General features: G+C 52.6%; 23 protein-coding genes and 1 pseudogene. 10 read left to right on the top strand and 14 right to left on the bottom strand.

Translation table 11 applies throughout. From position 1 onward, the window contains the following. The first annotated feature begins 1 nt into the window (after position 1). Positions 2–640 (top strand): organomercurial lyase MerB, encoded by a 639-nt coding sequence (merB, locus tag A462_RS08730; protein WP_003425042.1) that lies wholly within the window; start codon positions 2–4, stop codon positions 638–640. Positions 641–732: 92 nt separating this feature from the next. Here merB and A462_RS08735 read toward each other — a convergent pair whose 3' ends face one another. The 4 genes and pseudogenes from A462_RS08735 to A462_RS35280 all read right to left on the bottom strand — a co-directional run. Beyond that, positions 733–1,032 carry a plasmid pRiA4b ORF-3 family protein gene (locus A462_RS08735; RefSeq protein ID WP_003425039.1) on the bottom strand — a complete coding sequence of 100 codons (300 nt, stop codon included), beginning with the start codon at positions 1,030–1,032 and terminating at the stop codon, positions 733–735. A 3-nt stretch (positions 1,033–1,035) separates the two neighbouring features. After that, positions 1,036–2,541, bottom strand: coding sequence for an IS66 family transposase (tnpC, locus tag A462_RS08740; protein WP_003425038.1), 1,506 nt, complete (start codon positions 2,539–2,541; stop codon positions 1,036–1,038). A gap of 37 nt (positions 2,542–2,578) precedes the next feature. Next, the gene (gene tnpB / locus A462_RS08745) at positions 2,579–2,923 is read right to left on the bottom strand and encodes an IS66 family insertion sequence element accessory protein TnpB (protein WP_003425037.1); all 345 of its coding nucleotides are present in this window, start codon (positions 2,921–2,923) and stop codon (positions 2,579–2,581) included. Next, positions 2,920–3,216 (bottom strand): annotated as a pseudogene (locus tag A462_RS35280) (transposase); the annotation flags it as partial. The gene tnpB and the pseudogene A462_RS35280, both read right to left, overlap by 4 nt. Positions 3,217–3,487: 271 nt before the next feature. Between A462_RS35280 and A462_RS08755 the strand changes: the two are divergent. Genes A462_RS08755 through A462_RS08765 form a run of 3 tightly spaced genes read left to right on the top strand, consistent with a single transcriptional unit; the run spans position 3,488 to position 4,981 of the window. Continuing rightward, positions 3,488–3,763: a metal/formaldehyde-sensitive transcriptional repressor gene (locus tag A462_RS08755; RefSeq protein ID WP_024073346.1), complete on the top strand. Its 276-nt coding sequence runs from the start codon at positions 3,488–3,490 to the stop codon at positions 3,761–3,763. An 11-nt stretch (positions 3,764–3,774) separates the two neighbouring features. After that, positions 3,775–4,740: a CDF family Co(II)/Ni(II) efflux transporter DmeF gene (dmeF, locus tag A462_RS08760; protein ID WP_008437453.1), complete on the top strand. Its 966-nt coding sequence runs from the start codon at positions 3,775–3,777 to the stop codon at positions 4,738–4,740. Between the two features lie 43 nt (positions 4,741–4,783). Continuing rightward, complete coding sequence (locus tag A462_RS08765) at positions 4,784–4,981, top strand: DUF1289 domain-containing protein (protein WP_008437450.1); 198 nt, start codon at positions 4,784–4,786, stop codon at positions 4,979–4,981. A gap of 303 nt (positions 4,982–5,284) precedes the next feature. Here A462_RS08765 and A462_RS08770 read toward each other — a convergent pair whose 3' ends face one another. From A462_RS08770 to A462_RS0132635, 5 genes are all read right to left on the bottom strand, one after another. Continuing rightward, the gene (locus A462_RS08770) at positions 5,285–5,752 is read right to left on the bottom strand and encodes a DUF411 domain-containing protein (protein ID WP_008437448.1); all 468 of its coding nucleotides are present in this window, start codon (positions 5,750–5,752) and stop codon (positions 5,285–5,287) included. A gap of 162 nt (positions 5,753–5,914) precedes the next feature. Next, positions 5,915–6,967, bottom strand: coding sequence for a copper resistance protein B (locus A462_RS08775; protein WP_008437443.1), 1,053 nt, complete (start codon positions 6,965–6,967; stop codon positions 5,915–5,917). After that, positions 6,939–7,184, bottom strand: coding sequence for a hypothetical protein (locus tag A462_RS34330; RefSeq protein WP_024073347.1), 246 nt, complete (start codon positions 7,182–7,184; stop codon positions 6,939–6,941). Before A462_RS34330 ends, A462_RS08775 begins: the two co-directional genes overlap by 29 nt. A 12-nt stretch (positions 7,185–7,196) precedes the next feature. Further along, entirely contained in the window at positions 7,197–9,101 is a 1,905-nt protein-coding gene (locus A462_RS08780) for a copper resistance system multicopper oxidase (RefSeq protein ID WP_008437439.1), read from the bottom strand. Between the two features lie 177 nt (positions 9,102–9,278). Continuing rightward, complete coding sequence (locus tag A462_RS0132635) at positions 9,279–9,485, bottom strand: co-regulatory protein PtrA N-terminal domain-containing protein (RefSeq protein ID WP_019821302.1); 207 nt, start codon at positions 9,483–9,485, stop codon at positions 9,279–9,281. Positions 9,486–9,871: 386 nt separating this feature from the next. Between A462_RS0132635 and flgB the strand changes: the two genes are divergently transcribed. Further along, positions 9,872–10,285, top strand: coding sequence for a flagellar basal body rod protein FlgB (gene flgB / locus A462_RS33685; protein ID WP_008437437.1), 414 nt, complete (start codon positions 9,872–9,874; stop codon positions 10,283–10,285). 30 nt (positions 10,286–10,315) lie between these two features. On the opposite strand, the gene A462_RS33680 is transcribed toward flgB, so the two are convergent. The 5 genes from A462_RS33680 to A462_RS08795 form a co-directional block, all read right to left on the bottom strand. Further along, positions 10,316–10,516: a heavy-metal-associated domain-containing protein gene (locus A462_RS33680; protein ID WP_008437435.1), complete on the bottom strand. Its 201-nt coding sequence runs from the start codon at positions 10,514–10,516 to the stop codon at positions 10,316–10,318. A gap of 111 nt (positions 10,517–10,627) precedes the next feature. Beyond that, positions 10,628–12,985 (bottom strand): heavy metal translocating P-type ATPase, encoded by a 2,358-nt coding sequence (locus A462_RS08785; RefSeq protein ID WP_083853237.1) that lies wholly within the window; start codon positions 12,983–12,985, stop codon positions 10,628–10,630. 2 nt (positions 12,986–12,987) lie between these two features. Continuing rightward, entirely contained in the window at positions 12,988–13,233 is a 246-nt protein-coding gene (locus A462_RS0132630) for a DUF2933 domain-containing protein (RefSeq protein WP_032899631.1), read from the bottom strand. A gap of 94 nt (positions 13,234–13,327) precedes the next feature. Then, positions 13,328–13,864 carry a cupredoxin domain-containing protein gene (locus tag A462_RS08790; protein ID WP_008437431.1) on the bottom strand — a complete coding sequence of 179 codons (537 nt, stop codon included), beginning with the start codon at positions 13,862–13,864 and terminating at the stop codon, positions 13,328–13,330. Positions 13,865–14,029: 165 nt separating this feature from the next. Next, positions 14,030–14,383: a co-regulatory protein PtrA N-terminal domain-containing protein gene (locus A462_RS08795; RefSeq protein WP_008437430.1), complete on the bottom strand. Its 354-nt coding sequence runs from the start codon at positions 14,381–14,383 to the stop codon at positions 14,030–14,032. A gap of 205 nt (positions 14,384–14,588) precedes the next feature. On the opposite strand from A462_RS08795, the gene A462_RS08800 reads away from it, so the two are divergent. The 5 genes from A462_RS08800 (at position 14,589) to A462_RS34950 (ending at position 18,770) form a co-directional block, all read left to right on the top strand. After that, positions 14,589–15,284, top strand: coding sequence for a heavy metal response regulator transcription factor (locus A462_RS08800; RefSeq protein ID WP_008437429.1), 696 nt, complete (start codon positions 14,589–14,591; stop codon positions 15,282–15,284). After that, positions 15,281–16,669, top strand: coding sequence for a copper resistance membrane spanning protein CopS (copS, locus tag A462_RS08805; protein WP_008437425.1), 1,389 nt, complete (start codon positions 15,281–15,283; stop codon positions 16,667–16,669). Before A462_RS08800 ends, copS begins: the two co-directional genes overlap by 4 nt. A gap of 359 nt (positions 16,670–17,028) precedes the next feature. Then, the gene (copC, locus tag A462_RS33675) at positions 17,029–17,412 is read left to right on the top strand and encodes a copper homeostasis periplasmic binding protein CopC (protein WP_008437424.1); all 384 of its coding nucleotides are present in this window, start codon (positions 17,029–17,031) and stop codon (positions 17,410–17,412) included. Between the two features lie 3 nt (positions 17,413–17,415). Continuing rightward, a complete protein-coding gene (gene copD / locus A462_RS08810) occupies positions 17,416–18,354 on the top strand; it encodes a copper homeostasis membrane protein CopD (RefSeq protein ID WP_008437423.1) in 939 nt (312 codons plus the stop codon). 74 nt (positions 18,355–18,428) lie between these two features. Beyond that, entirely contained in the window at positions 18,429–18,770 is a 342-nt protein-coding gene (locus A462_RS34950) for a hypothetical protein (RefSeq protein WP_073844967.1), read from the top strand. The last annotated feature ends 88 nt before the right edge of the window (positions 18,771–18,858 follow it).

Genomic DNA, 18,858 nt, shown 5'->3' with positions numbered 1-18,858 from the left:
CATGAAATTTGCCCGCTACATTACCGAGATCGCCGAACGTCTCACCCCGACCAACCGGCCCAAAGGTTTTGCGGAGTTCTTGGTCGCGCTACTGGGTGAACTTGCCAAGGGACGCCCGATTTCGCGAACTACGCTTGCCAGGACTCTTGGCTGGCCCGCTGAGCAAGTGGCGGCTGTGCTCGAACAAGCCACCAGTACCGAATACGACAACGATGGGAACATCATCGGCTATGTCCTCACCTTGCGCGAGACGTCGCATGTCTTGGAAATTGACAACCGCCGGCTGTATGCCTGGTGCGCGCTGGACACCCTGATGCTCCCGGCGTTAATCGGCCGTACAGCTCGCGTCTCGTCGCATTGCGCTGCAACTGGAGCACCCGTTTCGCTTACGGTTTCACCCAGCGAGATACAGGCTGTTGAACCTGCCGACGTGGCAGTGTCACTGGTATTGCCGCAGGAGGCGGCCGACGTTCGTCAGTCCTTCTGTTGCCATGTGCATTTCTTCGCATCTATCCCAGCGGCAGAAGATTGGGCCTCCAAGCATCAAGGATTGACTATCGTAAGCGTCCAAGAGGCGTTCGGCGTGGGCCAGGAGCTTAATCGACATCTGTTGCAGACCCTTCCAATGAGAACATCGTGATTGGATTTCGACTCAATGTCCTACGGAGTGGGCATCGGATTTCTCTTTCCGACTTTGATCCGGTGATCCCAGCCATCGCCAAAGTCATAGACCTAGCGGAATGTCCTTTTCCCGTTCAACGCTTTGATCAGAGTCTTGCGGGTCTCCGAGTTCACGGGAGGCCCCCATCCATCGGAGTCGGGAATACCGTAACTCTCACCAGCTATTTCAAACTCATGCAGATGGTCATCGTGCCAGCCCATTGCGATCTGGATCACCGCGTGCAATTTGCCTAAGGTGATGTTCTCGGGCACCGCCACACGGCGCCAGATGGCAGGTTCGATCCACTTCAATTCAATGTGCAGTAGCAACAAATCAGGTTCGGGTTTTGGCAAGCGAACAGTTTTGACCATGGATCAGGCGGCCTCGCAGAGTTCCGTGGAGGCGAGAGAAACGTTCCAGGGCAGCAGTTCGTCGACCCGATTGATCGGGTGGTCGGCGATGCGCTCCAGCACGTGTGTCAAATAGGCTTGCGGGTTCAGGTCGTTGAGTTTGGCTGAACCCACCAGGCTGTAAATCGCAGCCGCTCGTTCGCCGCCGGCGTTGGAACCGACGAACAGATAATTTTTTCTGCCTAGCGCGACAGCACGTAGCGCGCGTTCGGCAGCGTTGTTGTCGATCTCAATTCGCCCGTCATCGCAATAGCGCACCAAGGCCTGCCACCGATTGAGGGCATAGAGAATCGCACCGCCCAATGCCGATTTTTTCGACAGTTGAGTCAGCGTCTGGTTGAGCCACGCGTGGAGTTGTTCCAGCAGCGGACTGGCTCGGCTTTGCCGAACCACTTTTCGCAGGTTGGGCGGTTGCCCTCGAATCTCGCTTTCGATGGCATACAGGGCCGCAATCCGTTGCAGCGCCTCGGCGGCAAGTGGTGAAGCCAGGTCTTTGTAGACCTCGTAAAACTTGCGCCGGGCGTGAGCCCAACACGCCGCTTCCTCAATGGTGCCCGTGGCATATAGTTGAGCAAAACCGGCATAGCCGTCCGCCTGCAAGATCCCGCTGAAGCGCTTGAGATGCGCGCGGGGATGTTGCCCCTTGCGATCCGGCGAGTAGGCAAACCAGACCGCCGCCGGTGTCGCGTCCCCCGTAGGTCGGTCGTCCCGCACGTACGTCCACAGGCGCGCCGATTTGGTCTTGCCGTTGCCCGGCGCGAGCACGCCAATCGGCGTGTCGTCGGCATGGACTTTGTGTCCGCTCATGACGTGGTGCTCAAGGGCGTTGATCAGTGGTCGCAGCAACTGACTGCTCTGGCCAACCCAGTCGGCCAGGGTTGAGCGCTCCAGCTCCACGCCCTCACGGGCGTAGATCTCGGACTGCCGATACAACGGCAAATGATCGACAAACTTCGAGACCAGCACATGGGCCAACAACCCTGGGCCGGCAAGACCTCGGGCGATCGGGCGACTCGGTGCCGGCACCTGGGCGAAGTGCTCGCAGCAGCGGCAAACCCACTTCGGACGGACATGGCGAATGACTTTGAAACGTGCCGGAACGTACTCCAGCACTTCGGACACATCCTCACCTAAATGGCGAAGCGTCCCACCGCAGCCAGTGCATTGCGACTCGGGCTGATGAACGTGGGTTTCGCGAGGTAGGTGTTCAGGCAATGGTTTACGGCGCGAAACTGCGCGAGGTGCCGGCTCGACTGGAGGTGTCATTTCGGCTTGGCTGATTTGCAGCTCATCAAGGCTCAACTGGAGCTGGTCGATCATCGCTTCCAGTTGCTCGGAGCTGCGACCGAACTGCGTACGACGCAGCTTGGCGATCATCATCTTCAAGCGCTCAATCTCTGCGTGCTGGGCAGCGATCAGCGCCTTCAAGGCTTGAAGATCATTCGGCAGGGAGTCGGTCACGAGGGTCATGCCCGAATATTACTGGGGATTTTTTCAGCGCGGCAAGTCAGACCGCGAGGACGGGTGCTGTACGAATTGGCCGGCGCCAATCAATGCCCTCCAACAGCATCGACAACTGCGCGGTCGTCAGCGACACGCTGCCGCTGGTTGCTTGCGGCCAGACAAAGCGTCCTTGCTCCAACCGTTTGCAAAACAGGCACAAGCCGTCGCCATCCCACCACAACAGTTTGATCCGGTCACCACGCCGTCCGCGAAAGGCGAAGATCTGACCGGAGAAGGGATCGGCTTCCAGTTGAGTCTGCACCATGGCCGCCAAACCGTCGAAGCCACGACGCATGTCCGTGACGCCAGCGGCGATCCAGATACGGGTTCCAGCGGGAGGGGCAATCATCGCACTAACTGCTGCAAGACGAGTTGCAGCGTCTGCGGGTCTGGTGCTCCGGTGATACGCAACTTGGCTTTTCCTACCTCAACTGCGATCTCGGAATGACACTCTGCCTGTGGCTGGAAGACTGGCGGCAGATCCATTGGCGCCTCGATCACCTGGACTGGCAAAAACGAAGCACTCTGGCTGACCGGGCCGAATAGCCCTTCTTGGTATTGCTGCCGCCAGCGAAAGACCAGATTGGCATTGACGTCATGTTCGCGAGCGATCAATGACACGGAGGCGCCAGGCTGGAAGGTGGCCTCGACGACTTGGCGTTTAAAGTCCAGCGGAAAGTTGGGGCGGCGACCGGCTCGACGGGCTGGGGCAACTGTATCCAAGATAGTGTCCACTAAAAAATGGTGTCCACTATCTTGGCCAATTTGGAGGGCTGTCAGGAGAGGGTGCTGGCCGGACGGTTACGATTGAAGAAACTGTTGGTATATCCATCCCGGCGGCGAGCGTCCCTGGGGTTGTATGGCTGATTGGAACGTGTGAACATACTCTCAATATAGGTAGGGGGGGTATGGTATGGGTCATATGAGATCAAGCAAAGACAATCTTCTTAAGCGTGTAAAGCGAATCGCTGGGCAAGTCCAGGCGATTGAGCGAGCACTCGACTCTGATGATGACTGCTCGAAAACCCTGCTTTTGGTCGCTTCTGCCCGTGGCGCTATCAATGGGCTGATGGATGAAATTATCGAAGACCACGCTCGTGAACACGTTGCGAATCCGACACTCAGCAACGAAGAAAGAGCGAAAGGCGTCGATGAGCTTCTCGAAGCCATTCGCCGCTATTCCAAATAGGATTTGCCCAGATGAGTAATTCGTACACCGACTATTCCCACGACCATATGTTCCTGGGGAAATCACATGAAGAAAACGCCAAGCGAACCTTGTGGGTAGTGGCTCTGACCGTCGTAATGATGGTTGCTGAAATCACCGCAGGTTATCTCACTGGCTCAATGGCGTTGCTTGCTGATGGATTTCACATGGCAACACACGCTGGAGCACTTGGCATAGCCGCAGCTGCTTACGGTTACGCAAAAAGACATGCCTCAAATGCTCGCTACAGTTTTGGAACTGGCAAGGTTGGAGACTTGGGTGGCTTCGCATCTGCTCTGATTTTGGGACTGGTCTCTTTGGGAATTGCCGGAGAGTCGCTATTTCGTCTCTTTCAACCGACTCAAGTGCAATTCGGGACAGCGACTCTTATCGCAATTGTCGGATTAGCAGTGAATGTGGTGAGCGCGCTTTTGCTGTCTGGCGGTCATAATCATCACCATGGGCATGACCACGGCCAAGATGAATCTCACCATGCACATGGTCATGACAATAATCTGCGCTCTGCTTATATTCACGTCATTGCAGATGCACTGACTTCGGTTCTGGCCATCGCAGCACTGCTTGCTGGTCGTTACCTTGGTTGGGTCTGGCTCGACCCTGCAATGGGGATTGTGGGTGCAGTTGTCATCGCACGCTGGGCTTGGTCGTTGATGCGGGTGACTGCGAGTGTATTGCTAGACCAGACAGATGATCATGTCGCTGAAGAGATTCGTGAACTGGTTGAGCGACAGGGAGATGCTTCGATCATAGATCTTCATGTCTGGCAGGTAGGGCCGCAAGCCCGCGCCGCTATTGTGAGTGTTCTAGGCAGCCCAGCAGTGAATGCACAAAACATACGAGAACGGCTTGCGACAGTTCATGAGATCACTCATCTGACAGTTGAGTACCGCACGAAGCCGGGCGCTGTTTCACCCGATCAGGTCGCCGTTCAGGCTTAGCAATGAGCCCGTAGTTCGCATAAGTTCGCCGAGGAATTGACCAATGGCCAAGGACATCGAGAATCCGTGTACTTCTGTCTGCCAGTTGAACAGCGAACTGTGCGTCAGCTGCGGTCGCACCAAGGAAGACATCAGAAAATGGAAACGAATGAAGCGTCCAGAAAAAATGGCCGCTGTACAACGCGCGACCCTGCGTCTGAAAAGCCTGCAAAAAAAGAACTCTCAAACCACTGTAATTTAACTTTTCTACGCTTTCAGCCGAGACAGATGTCCAGATTCGGAAAGGCAAGCTGAGTGGCAACGCCACCCGAACTTAGCACTATCGTGGTCAGATGCGCAGTGCTTGTCAGCAGACGGAGCATGGCGTCATCTCAAATTGTTATTGAGGACAGCGGTACGGGGTTATCCGATTCGGCGCAGGCGCGCCTTTACAGCTTGTTGCTGATCGTCCTTTGCGTATTGCTTGAGAATGAAATCAACATAGCATGTCCCGCTGCATGGCCATGAGCTGGGACCATGCTGTGGCCGAATGGATGAGGTGGGATTAGTTTGCGGGGTATTCAGCAATGACCTGATCTACGCCGGCTTTGGTCAGGCCGATTATTTGGTAGGTCTCATGTACTCCGTCGACTTCCATTCCTGGAGAACCTGCTGGCATTCCAGGAGCAGCGATCCCGAGAAGGTCGTCACGCTTACTCATCGCAATTATTTGCTCAACTGGCACATGACCTTCAACAAACTTCCCGTTGATCATCGCAGTGTGACAAGACGAGAGTCGTGGAGCGACACCTAGATCTTGTTTGACAGCACTCATGTTGGTTTCTACATGATCAATGACGGTGAAGCCATTGGCCTCAAGATGCTGAATCCATTTTTTGCAGCATCCGCAGTTTGCATCTCGATGCACATCGATGGTCAGGGCCTGCGCCGCTTGAGCCGTTGAGCCGATGAACAGCGCAGCGAATGTTGCAATACGCAGAAATCGACTTGAAAGTCGGAAGCTACCTGTCATGAATATTTCCTTTTCCCTTGGAGACGGCGAGATGTTCTACGAAGCAATAGAACCCCACTCAAGCGTTCATGCCGCTGCAAAGGTTACATTGAAGGATCTACTTTAGAGTCGGGGAGCCAACTCCCCGATCATTTGAATTCGTAGGGCTAGTGCTCAAATCGCTCAGAACCACATCCGAATACCAGCTACAAACCGGGCCTCGTTTGTCTTTTCCCCTTCATCGCTGGCTAGGTCAGCCGTCTTACCATATGAGCGATTCCAGCTAACACCAATGTAGGGTGCGAATTGACGAGTAATTTCGTAGCGCAACCGCAGGCCTAGTTCGGTGTTGGCCAATCCAGATCCTATGCCGCGCTGAGGATCATTTTTCCCGTACAAGTTTACTTCGGCGGTCGGCTGCAAGATCAGGCGATTGGTCAACAGGATGTCGTAATCGCCTTCAAACCGAGCTGCGGTTTGACCGTTCTCACCAATATAAGCAGTCGCTTCAGCTTCAAAGTTATAGAGGGCCATGCCCTGAATACCGAGCGCTCCCCATGTTTGAGGTGACCCAGGTTTGAAGTCTTGTCGAATGCCGGTGACGACATCCCACCAAGGACCGATGGCGTGTCCCCACAGAGCCTGAAGTTCAGCGTTCTCGGTTACGCCATTGGTACGTTCGCCTTCCGAACGCAACCATAGGCGATCGACGTCACCGCCGATCCACCCTTTTGCATCCCAAGCCAGCGCACTACCGTTGTCAGCGTCTTGGTACTCAAATTTATCCAGGAGGATGAACGAGTTAATTTTTTTATCGTGCACACCATGGCCTGGTAAGTCTGGAAAAGCGGCGGCCCGGTCAGCGTCGGTAAGTACGGGGATTGGGGTTCGGCTTGTGGTAGTCGCCCCTCCATCCATGCTTTCCATACCGTCCATTTGCCCGTTATCGCTGTGATCCATAGCCCCCATCTTGCTATGGTCCATGGCTCCCATTGAGCCGTGGTCCATCTTGGAGTGATCCATCGCGGCATCTTTCGGTTTGGCGGGTTTGGATTTTTGTGCAGTTGAAGACTTTGCGTCCGCACTTGATGGCATCGCCATCGACGGATCCATCTCTTCAGCGGCTTGAGCCATGAAAAAGAATGCTGGACCGGTAGAGACTGCAAGTGCCATCAGCGTTGGGCGTAAAAACTTACTGGTCATGATCTCAATCTGCCTTTTTGGTTTTTTGGTCATGATCCATCGACTCATGGCTCATCTGGCTATGGTCCATCGCCCCGTGATCTAGCTTCGAATCGTTTGCCGTTGCTGGCTTGTCCGTTGCTGTAACAGGAACAGTGGTTGAATGGTCGCTGCCATTTTCCTCTGCCAGCACCGTGGACGAGAGTCCACCCAGCAGGACAGCGGCAAAGAGGCAACCCACGAGGGAATTACGATTTCGGTATGTGCTCACAGATCGTCTCCTTTACTCATCAACCCGTACTTCACGGAACATGCCCATTTCCATATGGAAAAGCAGGTGACAGTGATATGCCCAACGGCCTAAGGCATCAGCGGTGACTCGATAGCTGCGTTTGGTACCTGGTGGCATATCGATCGTGTGCTTGCGCACCATGAACTTGCCGTTCTCGTCCTCAAGGTCACTCCACATGCCGTGAAGGTGGATGGGGTGTGTCATCATGGTGTCGTTCACCAAGGTGATGCGCAGACGCTCGCCATACTTCAGGCGCAGCGGTTCGGCGTCAGAGAATTTGATGCCGTTGAACGACCACGAAAACTTCTCCATGTGACCGGTCAAATGAAGCTCGATGGTACGATTTGGCTCGCGGCCGTCAGGGTCTTGGAAAGTGCTTTTCAAGTCGGAGTAAGTGAGCACTCGACGACCATTGTTCCGCAAGCCTATGCCCGGATCACTTAGCTTTGGCGTTGGATTCATGGCTTGCATATCAACCAGGGGATTGTTGGTTTCAGAGGCAGGGTGTGTCTGCATTTCTCCACCCATACCACCCATGCCAGCCATCCCTGACATATCACCATTGCCCATCCCAGCCATCTTGCTGTGATCCATGCCCGCCATGTTAGTCATGTCACCGCTGTCCATGCCGGTCATCCCGGTCATGTCACTTTGGTCCATACCGGTCATCTTGCTGTGGTCCATGCCCGCCATGCCCGCCATGCCGGACATGTCACCTGGTGTCTTCTCTGCGCCGCCCATACCAGCCATGCTGCCATGGTCCATACCAGCCATACCGCCCATCCCCATGTCATCCATAGTGACGATTGGACGTGGATCTATAGCAGGTACCTGAGCAACTAGCCCTTCACGAAGAGCGAGGGTTCCGCGTGCATAACCCGTCCGATCCATAGACTGGGCGAAGATGGTGTAAGCCTCTTCACTGGCAGGCTCTACGATCACGTCATACGTTTCAGCTACGGCGATGCGGAATTCGTCAACACTCACTGGGTTGACGTGTTGGCCGTCGGCGGCCACAACGGTCATTTTCAAACCAGGAATGCGGACGTCGAAATAGCTCATCGCCGAGCCGTTGATAAAGCGTAGTCGTAGCTTCTCACCCGGCTTGAAAATACCGGTCCAGTTACCGTTTGGCGCCTGGCCATTCATGAGATAGGTGTAAGTATCTGCGCTGACGTCTCCAAGGTCGGTTGGGCTCATGTTCATTTCAGCCCACATCTTCCTGTCAGCTACTGTAGCTGACCAACCTTGCTTACTGACATCGTCGATAAAATCACCAACGGTGCGTTTATGGTGGTTGTAGTAGCCCGACTGTTTCTTAAGCTTGGCCATGACGCGACTAGGATCTTCATCGGTCCAATCAGTCAACATCACCACATAGTCGCGGTTGTATTGAAAAGGTTCAGGCTCTTTCGAGTCGATAACGATTGGCCCGTAAACCCCTGCCTGCTCCTGTAAGCCCGAGTGGCTGTGGTACCAGTACGTACCATTCTGATGAACCTTGAACTTGTACTCGTACATGCCGTCGGGTGCGATGCCATGGAAACTCAAGCCAGGTACACCGTCCATATTGGCCGGCAGAATGATCCCGTGCCAATGGATTGAGGTGTCTTGGTCCAGGCGGTTTTTTACACGCAGGGTGACTGTCTCTCCTTCGCGCCAACGCAGCAAAGGTCCTGGCAATGATCCATTGATGGTCATGGCTGTTCGCGGCGAGCCGGTAATGTTTACAGGTGTTTCACCAATAAACAGATCAAATTCATTGCCGGTGAGTACGCTCGGCAGACCTGGACTTGTCACCGCCCATACTGGAGTGCGCCAAAGGCCAAAGCCGCCGAGAATGCCACCAGCGGCCAAGCCTTTTACGAATGTCCGTCTAGAGGTTTTGGAATGCATGCCGTTTATTTCCAATCAGTCAAAAGGGAAGCCGTGCGAAACAACCGATCATGAGTTGCCCGGATCAGCTTTGCCCACCGTCACAAAAGACAAACTCTTACGGCAAGCGAGCTCAGAAATTGCCACATTTAAACCACCGCAGTGATTACATTTCTGTCAGCTTGGAGGGCTAGCTATTTAGCAATTCTTGTGATCCATCGCCTTGGCTTTGCTTTCAGCGACGGGATGTTGGGCATTTTGCGTTTGAGCTACTCGGTACGATTCCATCGAATTATTCCTGGCCACTTCCATGCGTGCGAAAGTCCGGTCACCACCCCCTTCAGCCATAGCCAAAGAAGAGACGGTCAGAGCCGCGATGACGAACAAGGTTTTGATAGGGTTCATTTGGGGGGCCTCGGATGATTATTGGTGACCCCTGAATCCACATCAGTCGTTGACTCTAGGGGGTGAGCTTGAGGCTCAATAGGACTATAAGACTCATCCCCTGTCAGGAAGCTTAGGCCAATATTACAGTTGTGTCAGGTTGCGATATTTCTCTTGAGATGCAGAGTGATTAGTCCGTAAGGTCTAAGCTATCCAACGACACATAACCTCCATCCACCATCTAAAATTTACCTGTGCGGCGTTGTAAGTTTCCGGTCACTGCACGATGGCGTGGCGTTTTTTGAGTTTTTCGCTGAAATCATACATCGGCTCGGACGCACTACGTTAAGCACTTGAGTGTTCGATAGGTGGGAATTAAATGGCAGCGTAACTAAAGGTGGCCACCGGTGAGTATTAATTTTGACAAAGCGCTTGGCTCCGCAGAAAGAGCATTACGTTTTCGCAGCCAACGAGCTGAGGTACTTAGCAATAATATCGCTAATGCCGACACTCCTAACTTTAAGGCCAGGGACTTGGACTTTTCTGCTGTACTGGCTAGCCAAACAAAAGGAGGTTTGGCTACTCCGTTCTCTTTAAAAACAACAAACCCAAAACATATTGCCGTAAACGAATTAGTAAGTGATATTCACGGCGGTGCTTTGCTTTACAGTACGCCGAACCAACCTTCCATTGATCAAAATACTGTGGATCAACAGGTCGAGGTCGCAAAGTATACGGAAAATGAAATTCATTTCGAAACCGCCTTTACTAGATTAAATGGAGCATTTAAGGGGCTACTTAAAGCTCTGCGAGGTGAATAATAAACTTTACCCAGCGAGGGAATCAGCGCCTCAGGCGCTGATTTGGGAAGGGAAACCGAGTGCTTCGACAGTTTTACGGACTTGCTCTGGGTTTTCACTGCTTTCAACGCTTACCTTACCTGCTGCGCGATCCACGGAAATCATAGCCTCGCTGTCCAGTGACTGAATTGCTTTGGTGATTTTGCTGACGCAGCTACCGCAACCAATGCCTGATACGTTTAAGACGAACATGGTTATTCCTCTTGTGCTGAGCAGTCTATTTTCACCGCAACAACAAGATCAACGTTGACACCACGGTAAGGTCAAGAGTTATGTATAGCGGGCTGTGAGCATCGGTTACGCTCATTCAATTCGGGTATTCCTCAGCCTCAAAGCATTGAAAACTACAGACGCAGAACTGACGCTCATGGCTAACGCAGCAATCATTGGAGACAGAAGGTGCCCCGTCAGTGGATAGAGCAGGCCTGCGGCGAGGGGAATACCCATTGAGTTGTAAAGGAAGGCGAACCCCAAGTTTTGCCGCATGTTTTTTACCGTTGCAACCGAAAGTGCCCGTGCCCGTAAAATCCCCATCAGGTCGCCTTTTACCAGCGTGAGCTGCGCGCTATTCATCGCGACGTCAGTCCCTGTACCCATGGCAATGCCCACATCTGCTCGCGCCAAGGCCGGTGCGTCGTTGATACCGTCGCCGGCCATGGCAACCTTTCGACCGGATTGCTGGAGGTCCGCCACCAGGCGCTCCTTGTCCTGAGGTTTCACTTCACCATGAACCTCTTCAATACCCATCTCCTTGGCGACAGCACGTGCGGTGGTGAGCCCGTCTCCCGTGGCCATGATGATTTTTACGTTATCAGCCTTAAGCTTGGTGACTGCTTCTTTAGAGGTCGGTTTTATCGGGTCTGAGACCGCTAGTAATCCTGCCAAGACCCCGTCAACTGCTAGATAGATGATGCTGATGCCTTCAAGGCGCAACAACTCTGCACGTTCTTGTAAGACCTTTGTGCTCACGCCGGCAGCTTCCATCAGTGCAGTGTTGCCCAGCTGTACTTTCTTGCCATCAACGAGACCACTCACCCCAATCCCTGAGCCGGACTCAAACGATTCAGGCTTGGTGAGCGCAATATTTTCAGTTCGGGCGTGATCGACGATGGCGTGTGCCAAAGGATGTTCGCTGCCTTGATCAAGGCTAGCGGCCAGTTGAAGCACATCGCGTGGGTTGAAATCTGGTGTGGCCTCCACACTGTGAAATACCGGCCGTCCCTCTGTCAGGGTTCCCGTTTTATCGACAATCAGTGTGTCGATCTTGCAAAGGTTTTCGATGGCACTGGCATCTCTGAACAGCACACCCATACTGGCGGCTTTACCCGTCGAAACCATGATCGACATGGGCGTTGCCAGACCCAGAGCACAGGGACAAGCGATGATAAGCACGGCGACAGCGTTGATCAGGCCGAAGACCCAGCTGGGTTCCGGGCCGAACAGTCCCCAACCTATGAGGGTCAGCAACGCAATCGCGATAACCGCCATCACAAAGTAGCCGGCGATCGAGTCGGCCATTCGTTGCATGGGCGCTTTGGAGCGTTGGGCTAGTGCGACCATTTGTACTATCTGCGACAGCATGGTGTCAGCGCCGACCTTTCGCGCCTCCATCACCAAGCTTCCATGAGTATTAAGCGTGGCACCGATCAGACTATCCCCTGCTCTTTTCATGACCGGCACAGGTTCACCAGTGAGCATGGATTCATCCACCGCACTTTCTCCCTCGAGTACAGAGCCATCAACTGGCACTTTTTCACCAGGTCTGACCCGCAAATGGTCTCCCAAGTGAACATGGGTAAGAGGAATGTCTTCCTCCTGACCATCGGCGTTGATCCTGCGTGCAGTCTTGGGAGATAGGCCAAGAAGGGACTTAATGGCGGCGGAGGTTTGTGACCGTGCTTTGAGCTCAAGAATCTGCCCAAGCAAGGTGAGCGAGATGATGACCGCAGCGGCTTCGAAGTAGACGCCGATGCGTCCATCTTGCATGAAGGTGGTGGGAAAACTTTGGGGAAATAGGGTTGCCGCGACGCTGTAAAGATAGGCTGCGGCAGTACCTAAACCAATCAGAGTCCACATGTTTGGACTGCGATTTCTAACGGATGCTATGCCTCTTACAAAAAAGGGCCAACCTGCCCATAAGGTGACCGGAGTGGCAAGAGCGAACTCGATCCAGTTTTGAACCGAACCATGGAAGATTTGTAATGAGTGACCCGCCATGGCTAGAAGGGCCACCATTACGGTTAAAGGCAGCGACCACCAAAAGCGGCGGGTGAAATCCAGGAGCTCGGGTTTGTCATCGTCATCAAGCGCGGGCATGACGGGCTCTAATGTCATGCCACATTTAGGGCAATTGCCGGGCCCTGGCTGTCTTATTTCCGGGTGCATAGGACAGGTAAACTCAGTGGCTAACTGTAGCGTGGGCTCTATAGCGGCGCTGCTGGGTTCAGCGCTGGGATGATTACCAATGTAGCGTTCTGGATCTGCCCGAAATTTCTCTTGGCATTTCTGGCTACAAAATTGATACGTCTGTCCTTGGTAAGACTCGCCAAATTTACTTGGAGGTATAACCGCCATACCGCACACCGGGTCGCGTAGACCACCGTCATTGGGTGAGGCAGCGTGGGCGGGACCGTGATCGTGGTGGCTCGGTGGAGTGGGCATAGCTATTTCTCTTCCTTGTTGGTTCCTGCCTGATCGCCATGGTCATGTCCGCCATGTCCATGTCCAAAAAAATGCATCAATGGACAGATCAACAGGATGAGGTAGGGCAAATACGGATAAACGTGGGTGAAATGTTCCCGCACCCCGTAAAAGGCACCGATCGCAATGAGCATGATCAGTACAACGCCTGTTTTGCGCCTCCAAAATGGTGGGGAGGTGCTTCCAGCCGGATGCTGATGCTTATCCATGATCTAGACCCCGTGTGTGAGCGTGTTGCTCTGATCTCTGCCTCAGAGCATAGCGAACTCTTGCGTCGACGCGGTTTTAGCGGTCGGTTCAGGCTTACTTCAAGTCAAATTGACCGACCATCCCCGACTGGTAATGACCTGGCACGTTGCAGGCAAATTGAAGTCCAGTTGTGTTGTTGAAGGTCCAGATCAACTCCTTGGTTGCCCCTGGCTCGATCAGCACGCTATTCGGGTCGTTGTGTTCCATTCCAACCATCTTCATGCCTCCCATGCTATGGCCCATGTTGCCCCACATTTTTCCAGTTCCGGTGGGTGTAAGCGTTCCATTCTGGAACATGCTCGCCATTTCTTTTTGGTGCGCCGCGTGAGCAGCGGCTTGGCCGATATTGAACTCGTGCAGCAACGCCCCTTTGTTGTGAAGTACAAAGCGAACCGTTTCACCGGGCTTTACGTCGATGCTTTTAGTTTTGAAGAAAATATCACCCATCTCTACATCAACCGTGCGAGTGACCTCTGAGGCGACTCCAGGCTGACCGATATCCTCTTTCCCATGACCTACGCTGGCCATCGCCGTAGCGCCGAGGAGTAGGGTGATTGCCGCAATAACTGGAGTAATGAGCTTAGTTTTCATGGTGACCTCGAGAGCCAGTGGAAAATACTAGCTATGCTAAAGGGATAGAGCTGAGCGTTAACTGACTTGAACACTACATTTCTGTCAGTTTTCCTGAGAAAACACGGCGCCCAGATGACGCCGTGTCTAGTGGGCGGTTCAGAGAGCCCCGTAGGAGTTATTCGGTTACTGATGGTTCTCAGAAAGCATCAGTTTGTGCTCGCGCTGCATTTGGTTCAAAACGTCATCAACCATGGCGTCGTGTTTTTCCATCCAGGCGAGATGTTCCTGAGGTGACATTGATGCTTTTGGATGATCTAGATGAAGCTGGCCCATGATCTCGCCCAGTATTTTCATATGCTCGGCCATGTGAACATGGCGCTGCCCTTCAGGAGCTTTTTCAGCTTGTACCAAGGTCGCTTCGGCTTTATCGCGCAGGCTTTCCATGCGCTCCATAATCCGATCTGCACCACCTTCAGCCAACGCAGATGCTGAGATGAGTATCGAACTAGCAAAGAATAGGACTTTTAAACGGTTCATGAGGAAGCTCCTTTTTGATTTGTTTTCCGGCTCCTCTAGCTTTCATGGTTAAGAGTCGGTCGAGCACCAGAAAGTACTCATGCTCGAACCCTAGACAGCACTCGCTGACATCTACCTGAAGCCAATATTACTTTTCTGTCAGTTGCTGGTTGGCAGAGGCATTTCATTGCAGACTCAGCCTCACAATTATTCGAGAGCCATCCCCATGAGACTTCTGGTTGCGGAAGACGAACCCAAAATAGGTATTTATTTGCAGCAAGGACTCACCGAGGCGGGGTTCAATGTTGATCGTTTTACCAATGGCAAAGACGCGCTTCAGCACGCCTTGAGCGAGGCGTATGACCTGCTGATTCTCGATGTGATGATGCCTGGGCTGGATGGCTGGGAAGTACTTCAGAAAGTGAGAGCATCCGGAAAAAATGTCCCTGTGCTTTTCCTCACGGCGCGAGACCGAGTTGAGGATCGGGTAAAAGGACTTGAGCTGGGGGCTGACGATTACCTGATCAAACCCTTCGCATTTTCTGAATTGCTGGCTCGCGTCAGAACGCTGCTGCGTAGAGGTACCACTGCCCCCTCCCAAACCCATATGAAATTGGCTGATTTGGAGGTGGACCTCCTCAAACGCAGGGTTATCCGCGCAGGCAAACGTATAGATCTAACGGCCAAAGAGTTTGCGTTGCTCGAATTGCTGCTCCGTCGTCGAGGTGAGGTTCTGCCCAAGTCGCTTATTGCTTCCCAGGTCTGGGACATGAACTTTGACAGCGATACTAACGTCATCGAGGTTGCTGTCAGGAGGCTCAGAGCAAAGATTGATGATGATTTTGAGGTCAAGCTTATCCACACCTCTCGAGGCATGGGGTACATGCTGGATGCGCCGGATTCGGGGACGGGGTCGGAATGAAGCGAATGTCCCTGACTACGCGCATGAGCCTGATGTTCATGCTAGCTGTAACGGCTGTGCTCACCGTCGCTGGACTCAGTTTTAACAACCTCAGCCGGCATCATTTCAAGATGCTGGATCAGCAGGCGCTGAACGAAAAGCTTCACTCGACGCAAAGAATTTTGACTGGGTTGAACAGCATTGATCAATTCAGTGATGTTAAGCCTGAGCTGGAGGCACTGCTTGGTGCTCATCGTGATTTGACAGCTCTTATCATCGATGGTGACGGTAAGCTCCTGTTTGCTGACCCAGGTCCGATCGTAGTTCCTGAAGACTTCCGAACGGTCACAAACAGCAATGTCTGGGAGTGGCGAGACCAGGAGCAGATATTTCGAGGCGTGACGGCGCAAGCCATAGTGACGGGGCAGGACAAGCCATTGACAGTGATGTTGATCTTTGATGTTACTCAACATATGGCCTTCTTCGAGACGCTTGAACGATGGTTTTGGATAGGACTGGTGATAAGCGCGCTGGTCAGTGCTGCACTGGGCTGGATGGTAGCGCGTAGTGGACTACGACCTATTCGCCTAGTCACTCAGGTAGCAGCTTCGATGTCAGCTAAATCGCTCAAAGAGCGTATTCCATTAGGTCCCGTTCCCCAAGAGCTCCAGCAGATGGTGCTCTCGTTCAACGCAATGTTATCTAGACTGGACGATGCGTTTGTTCGTTTATCGAACTTCTCTGCGGACATTGCTCACGAATTACGGACACCCGTTAGCAATTTGATGACTCACACTGAAGTGATTTTATCTAGAAAAAGAAATATTGAGGACTACGAGGACAATCTGTACTCAAATCTTGATGACTTGAAACGTATGGGACGTATGATTGATGACATGCTTTTTCTAGCGAAATCAGATAACGGTCTAATTACACATGAAAACAAACCGATTGACCTGGTAGCAGTAGTAGAGAAATTACTCGAGTACTACCGTTTGCTGGCTGATGAGCGAGGGATCGACCTGAAGGTCACAGGCAGGGGTAGCGTCCGAGGTGACGTACTCATGCTCGACAGGGCCATCTCTAATCTGCTCTCAAATGCGCTCCGGTACACCCCCGAAGGAAAGTGTATTACTGTCGATATTCGGCAGAAAGGAACTTCAATATCAGTCTCTGTGGAGAACCCGGGAGAGCCCATTGCGTCCGAGCATCTTGAAAAGCTGTTTGATCGATTTTATCGCGTGGACCCAGCTCGCAGAGAAGGAAGTCCAAGTAATGCAGGGCTAGGTTTATCGATTACTCGATCTATCATTGAAGCGCATGACGGAAAAATATGGTGTACGTCGTTAAACGGAATAACAGCCTTTCATATTGAACTCCCATGTGCTGATGCAAGAAAGGTCTAAGACACCTTGTTCATATGTATGCAGGCAACATGTGGTTAGCTCAATAGGATCGTTTTTGGATGAGAGAAAACTCTTGGAGCGTTCCAAAGAAAGTCGCGTATTTGGCGCCGTATCCGGGCAGATCAGTGCCAAAAACCCGCCCCAAGCTGACTGAAATGTAATCGAACAGTTTGCGTTCATGTGGCATCGTGTACTCGCACTGTGACGTTGGAAATCTTGTGATTCCTCCCTGTCCAGCCGGCCCTAGAACACGGAATTTGCTAGGTATTCGTCAGTGGTTTTAACGAGCGTCAAAAAGTAAAAAACTAGATATTCCCTAAAAACCTAGAACCAACAGCTTTTGCTGTCAGGAGTCTTGCATGTCATTCCTTAAAACTACCACCGTAGCTGTTGCGCTGACTGCGGGTTTGCTTCTGAGTGCAGTTGCTCAGGCGCATCCAAAGCTGGTTTCTTCTACTCCCGCTGAAGGATCGGATGCGGCGGCTCCGTCTAAAATCGAACTGCACTTTTCTGAGAATCTAACGACTCAGTTCTCTGGTGCAAAGCTGATTATGACCGATATGCCTGGTATGCCGAATTCACCTATGGGCGTAAAAGCTAACGTGGCAGGTGGCGGTGATCCGAAGACGATGGTTATTACACCCGCATCGCCATTGACCACGGGTACTTACAAAGTCGAATGGCGTGCCGTTTCCTCGGACACTCACCCGATTACCGGCAACTTTTCTTTCAAAGTGAAATGATTCATGAGCGACTCATTAAATATCGTTGTTCGCTTTGCTCTTTATTTCGACCTGATGCTGTTATTTGGACTGGCAATTTTTGGTCTTTATAGCCTCAGGGGAAAAGAAAGAATATCGGGAACAGTTTTGAATTTTGAGTCGCTTCTTTACAGTACTTCTGCTGTAGGTGTAGCTCTGTCCCTTGCCGCCATGTTGTTACTTGCGAAAGCAATGAGTGGCGTGTCGGGTTTCATGGAGCTACATCACCATATCTTTCAAATGGTTCTCATGGGGACTGACGTCGGTTTGACCTGGATGGTCCGAATAGGGGCGTTGGTGACGGCCATTATTGGCGTTTCCCTGAACAAGCGCTTTCCAACACTGAGTCTTTGGATTGTCACTGTCTGTGGCGCGATTGCGCTAGCGACGCTGGCATGGACAGGGCACGGAGCAATGGACGAGGGGAGCCGTCGCTACTGGCACTTTATTAGCGATATCTTCCATCTTTTGGCCGCAGGCGGTTGGTTGGGTGCGCTAGCGGCATTTGCCCTGCTGCTGCGTTTGAAATCACTGAAAGGTGAGCGAGAAGCACGAATTCTTGCTCGGGTACTGACAGGGTTTGAATCGGCCGGCGCGGTGATTGTAGTGATCATCAGCATTACGGGAGTGGCGAACTACCTATTTATCGTTGGGCCAAATCTCGATGAGGTGATGCTCAGCACTTATGGCGAGTTGCTATTTTTGAAGGTCCTGCTCTTTGCCGGGATGATCGTATTAGCGACGCTCAACCGTTTTCACCTAAGCCCGCTCTTGGAACGTTCTGTTCGAAATGGAGACTATGCTGTCGCGGTCAATGCCTTGCGCCGTAGCATGAAGCTCGAATTTTCAATGGCAGTCATCATTATTTGTCTAGTCGCATGGTTAGGTACTTTAAGCCCGGTCATGGAAATGAGCGCGGCATAGCGGTTGGTGATGGCCGACTAAGGAGTCTCAAGGGTGAATTGTAAGGGCCATTTGCACCGTCTACACTCCAGCTCATGAAACGCTACCTGCGGTTTTGCCTAATTTTCCTGATTAGCTTGGCGCTTCCCCTCAGCGGGATGGCGGGTGTTCAGACATCGATTGAACCATGCCCGATGAAAACCATGGGCATGGCGATGATGGATGGTATGGGGCAAGACTGCTGCCACGACATGAAAAGTCCCACCGAGCATGGCAAACCTTGTAAGCCCGGTCAGGAATGCAAAACTGGCGGCATGTTGCAAGTATCGATCATCAAGCCTCCTATCACCCTGTCCAGTCCTCTCATTCTATCATTCTCCAGCCATTTCCCGCTCGTACAAACCTCTTCAGGGGTATGGCGACCCCCACGTACTTGATTCCTGTACCACACTGAGCCTCATTCCGCGTTAGCGGGATGGCATATCTGCGCGCATGTCTTATGAAGCGCGCGGTGGATCATCACAG

It is taken from the genome of Pseudomonas sp. Ag1, assembly GCF_000278565.1.
In the GTDB taxonomy this organism is placed as follows: Bacteria; Pseudomonadota; Gammaproteobacteria; order Pseudomonadales; family Pseudomonadaceae; genus Aquipseudomonas.
This window is presented reverse-complemented; position numbering and strand designations above follow the sequence as displayed.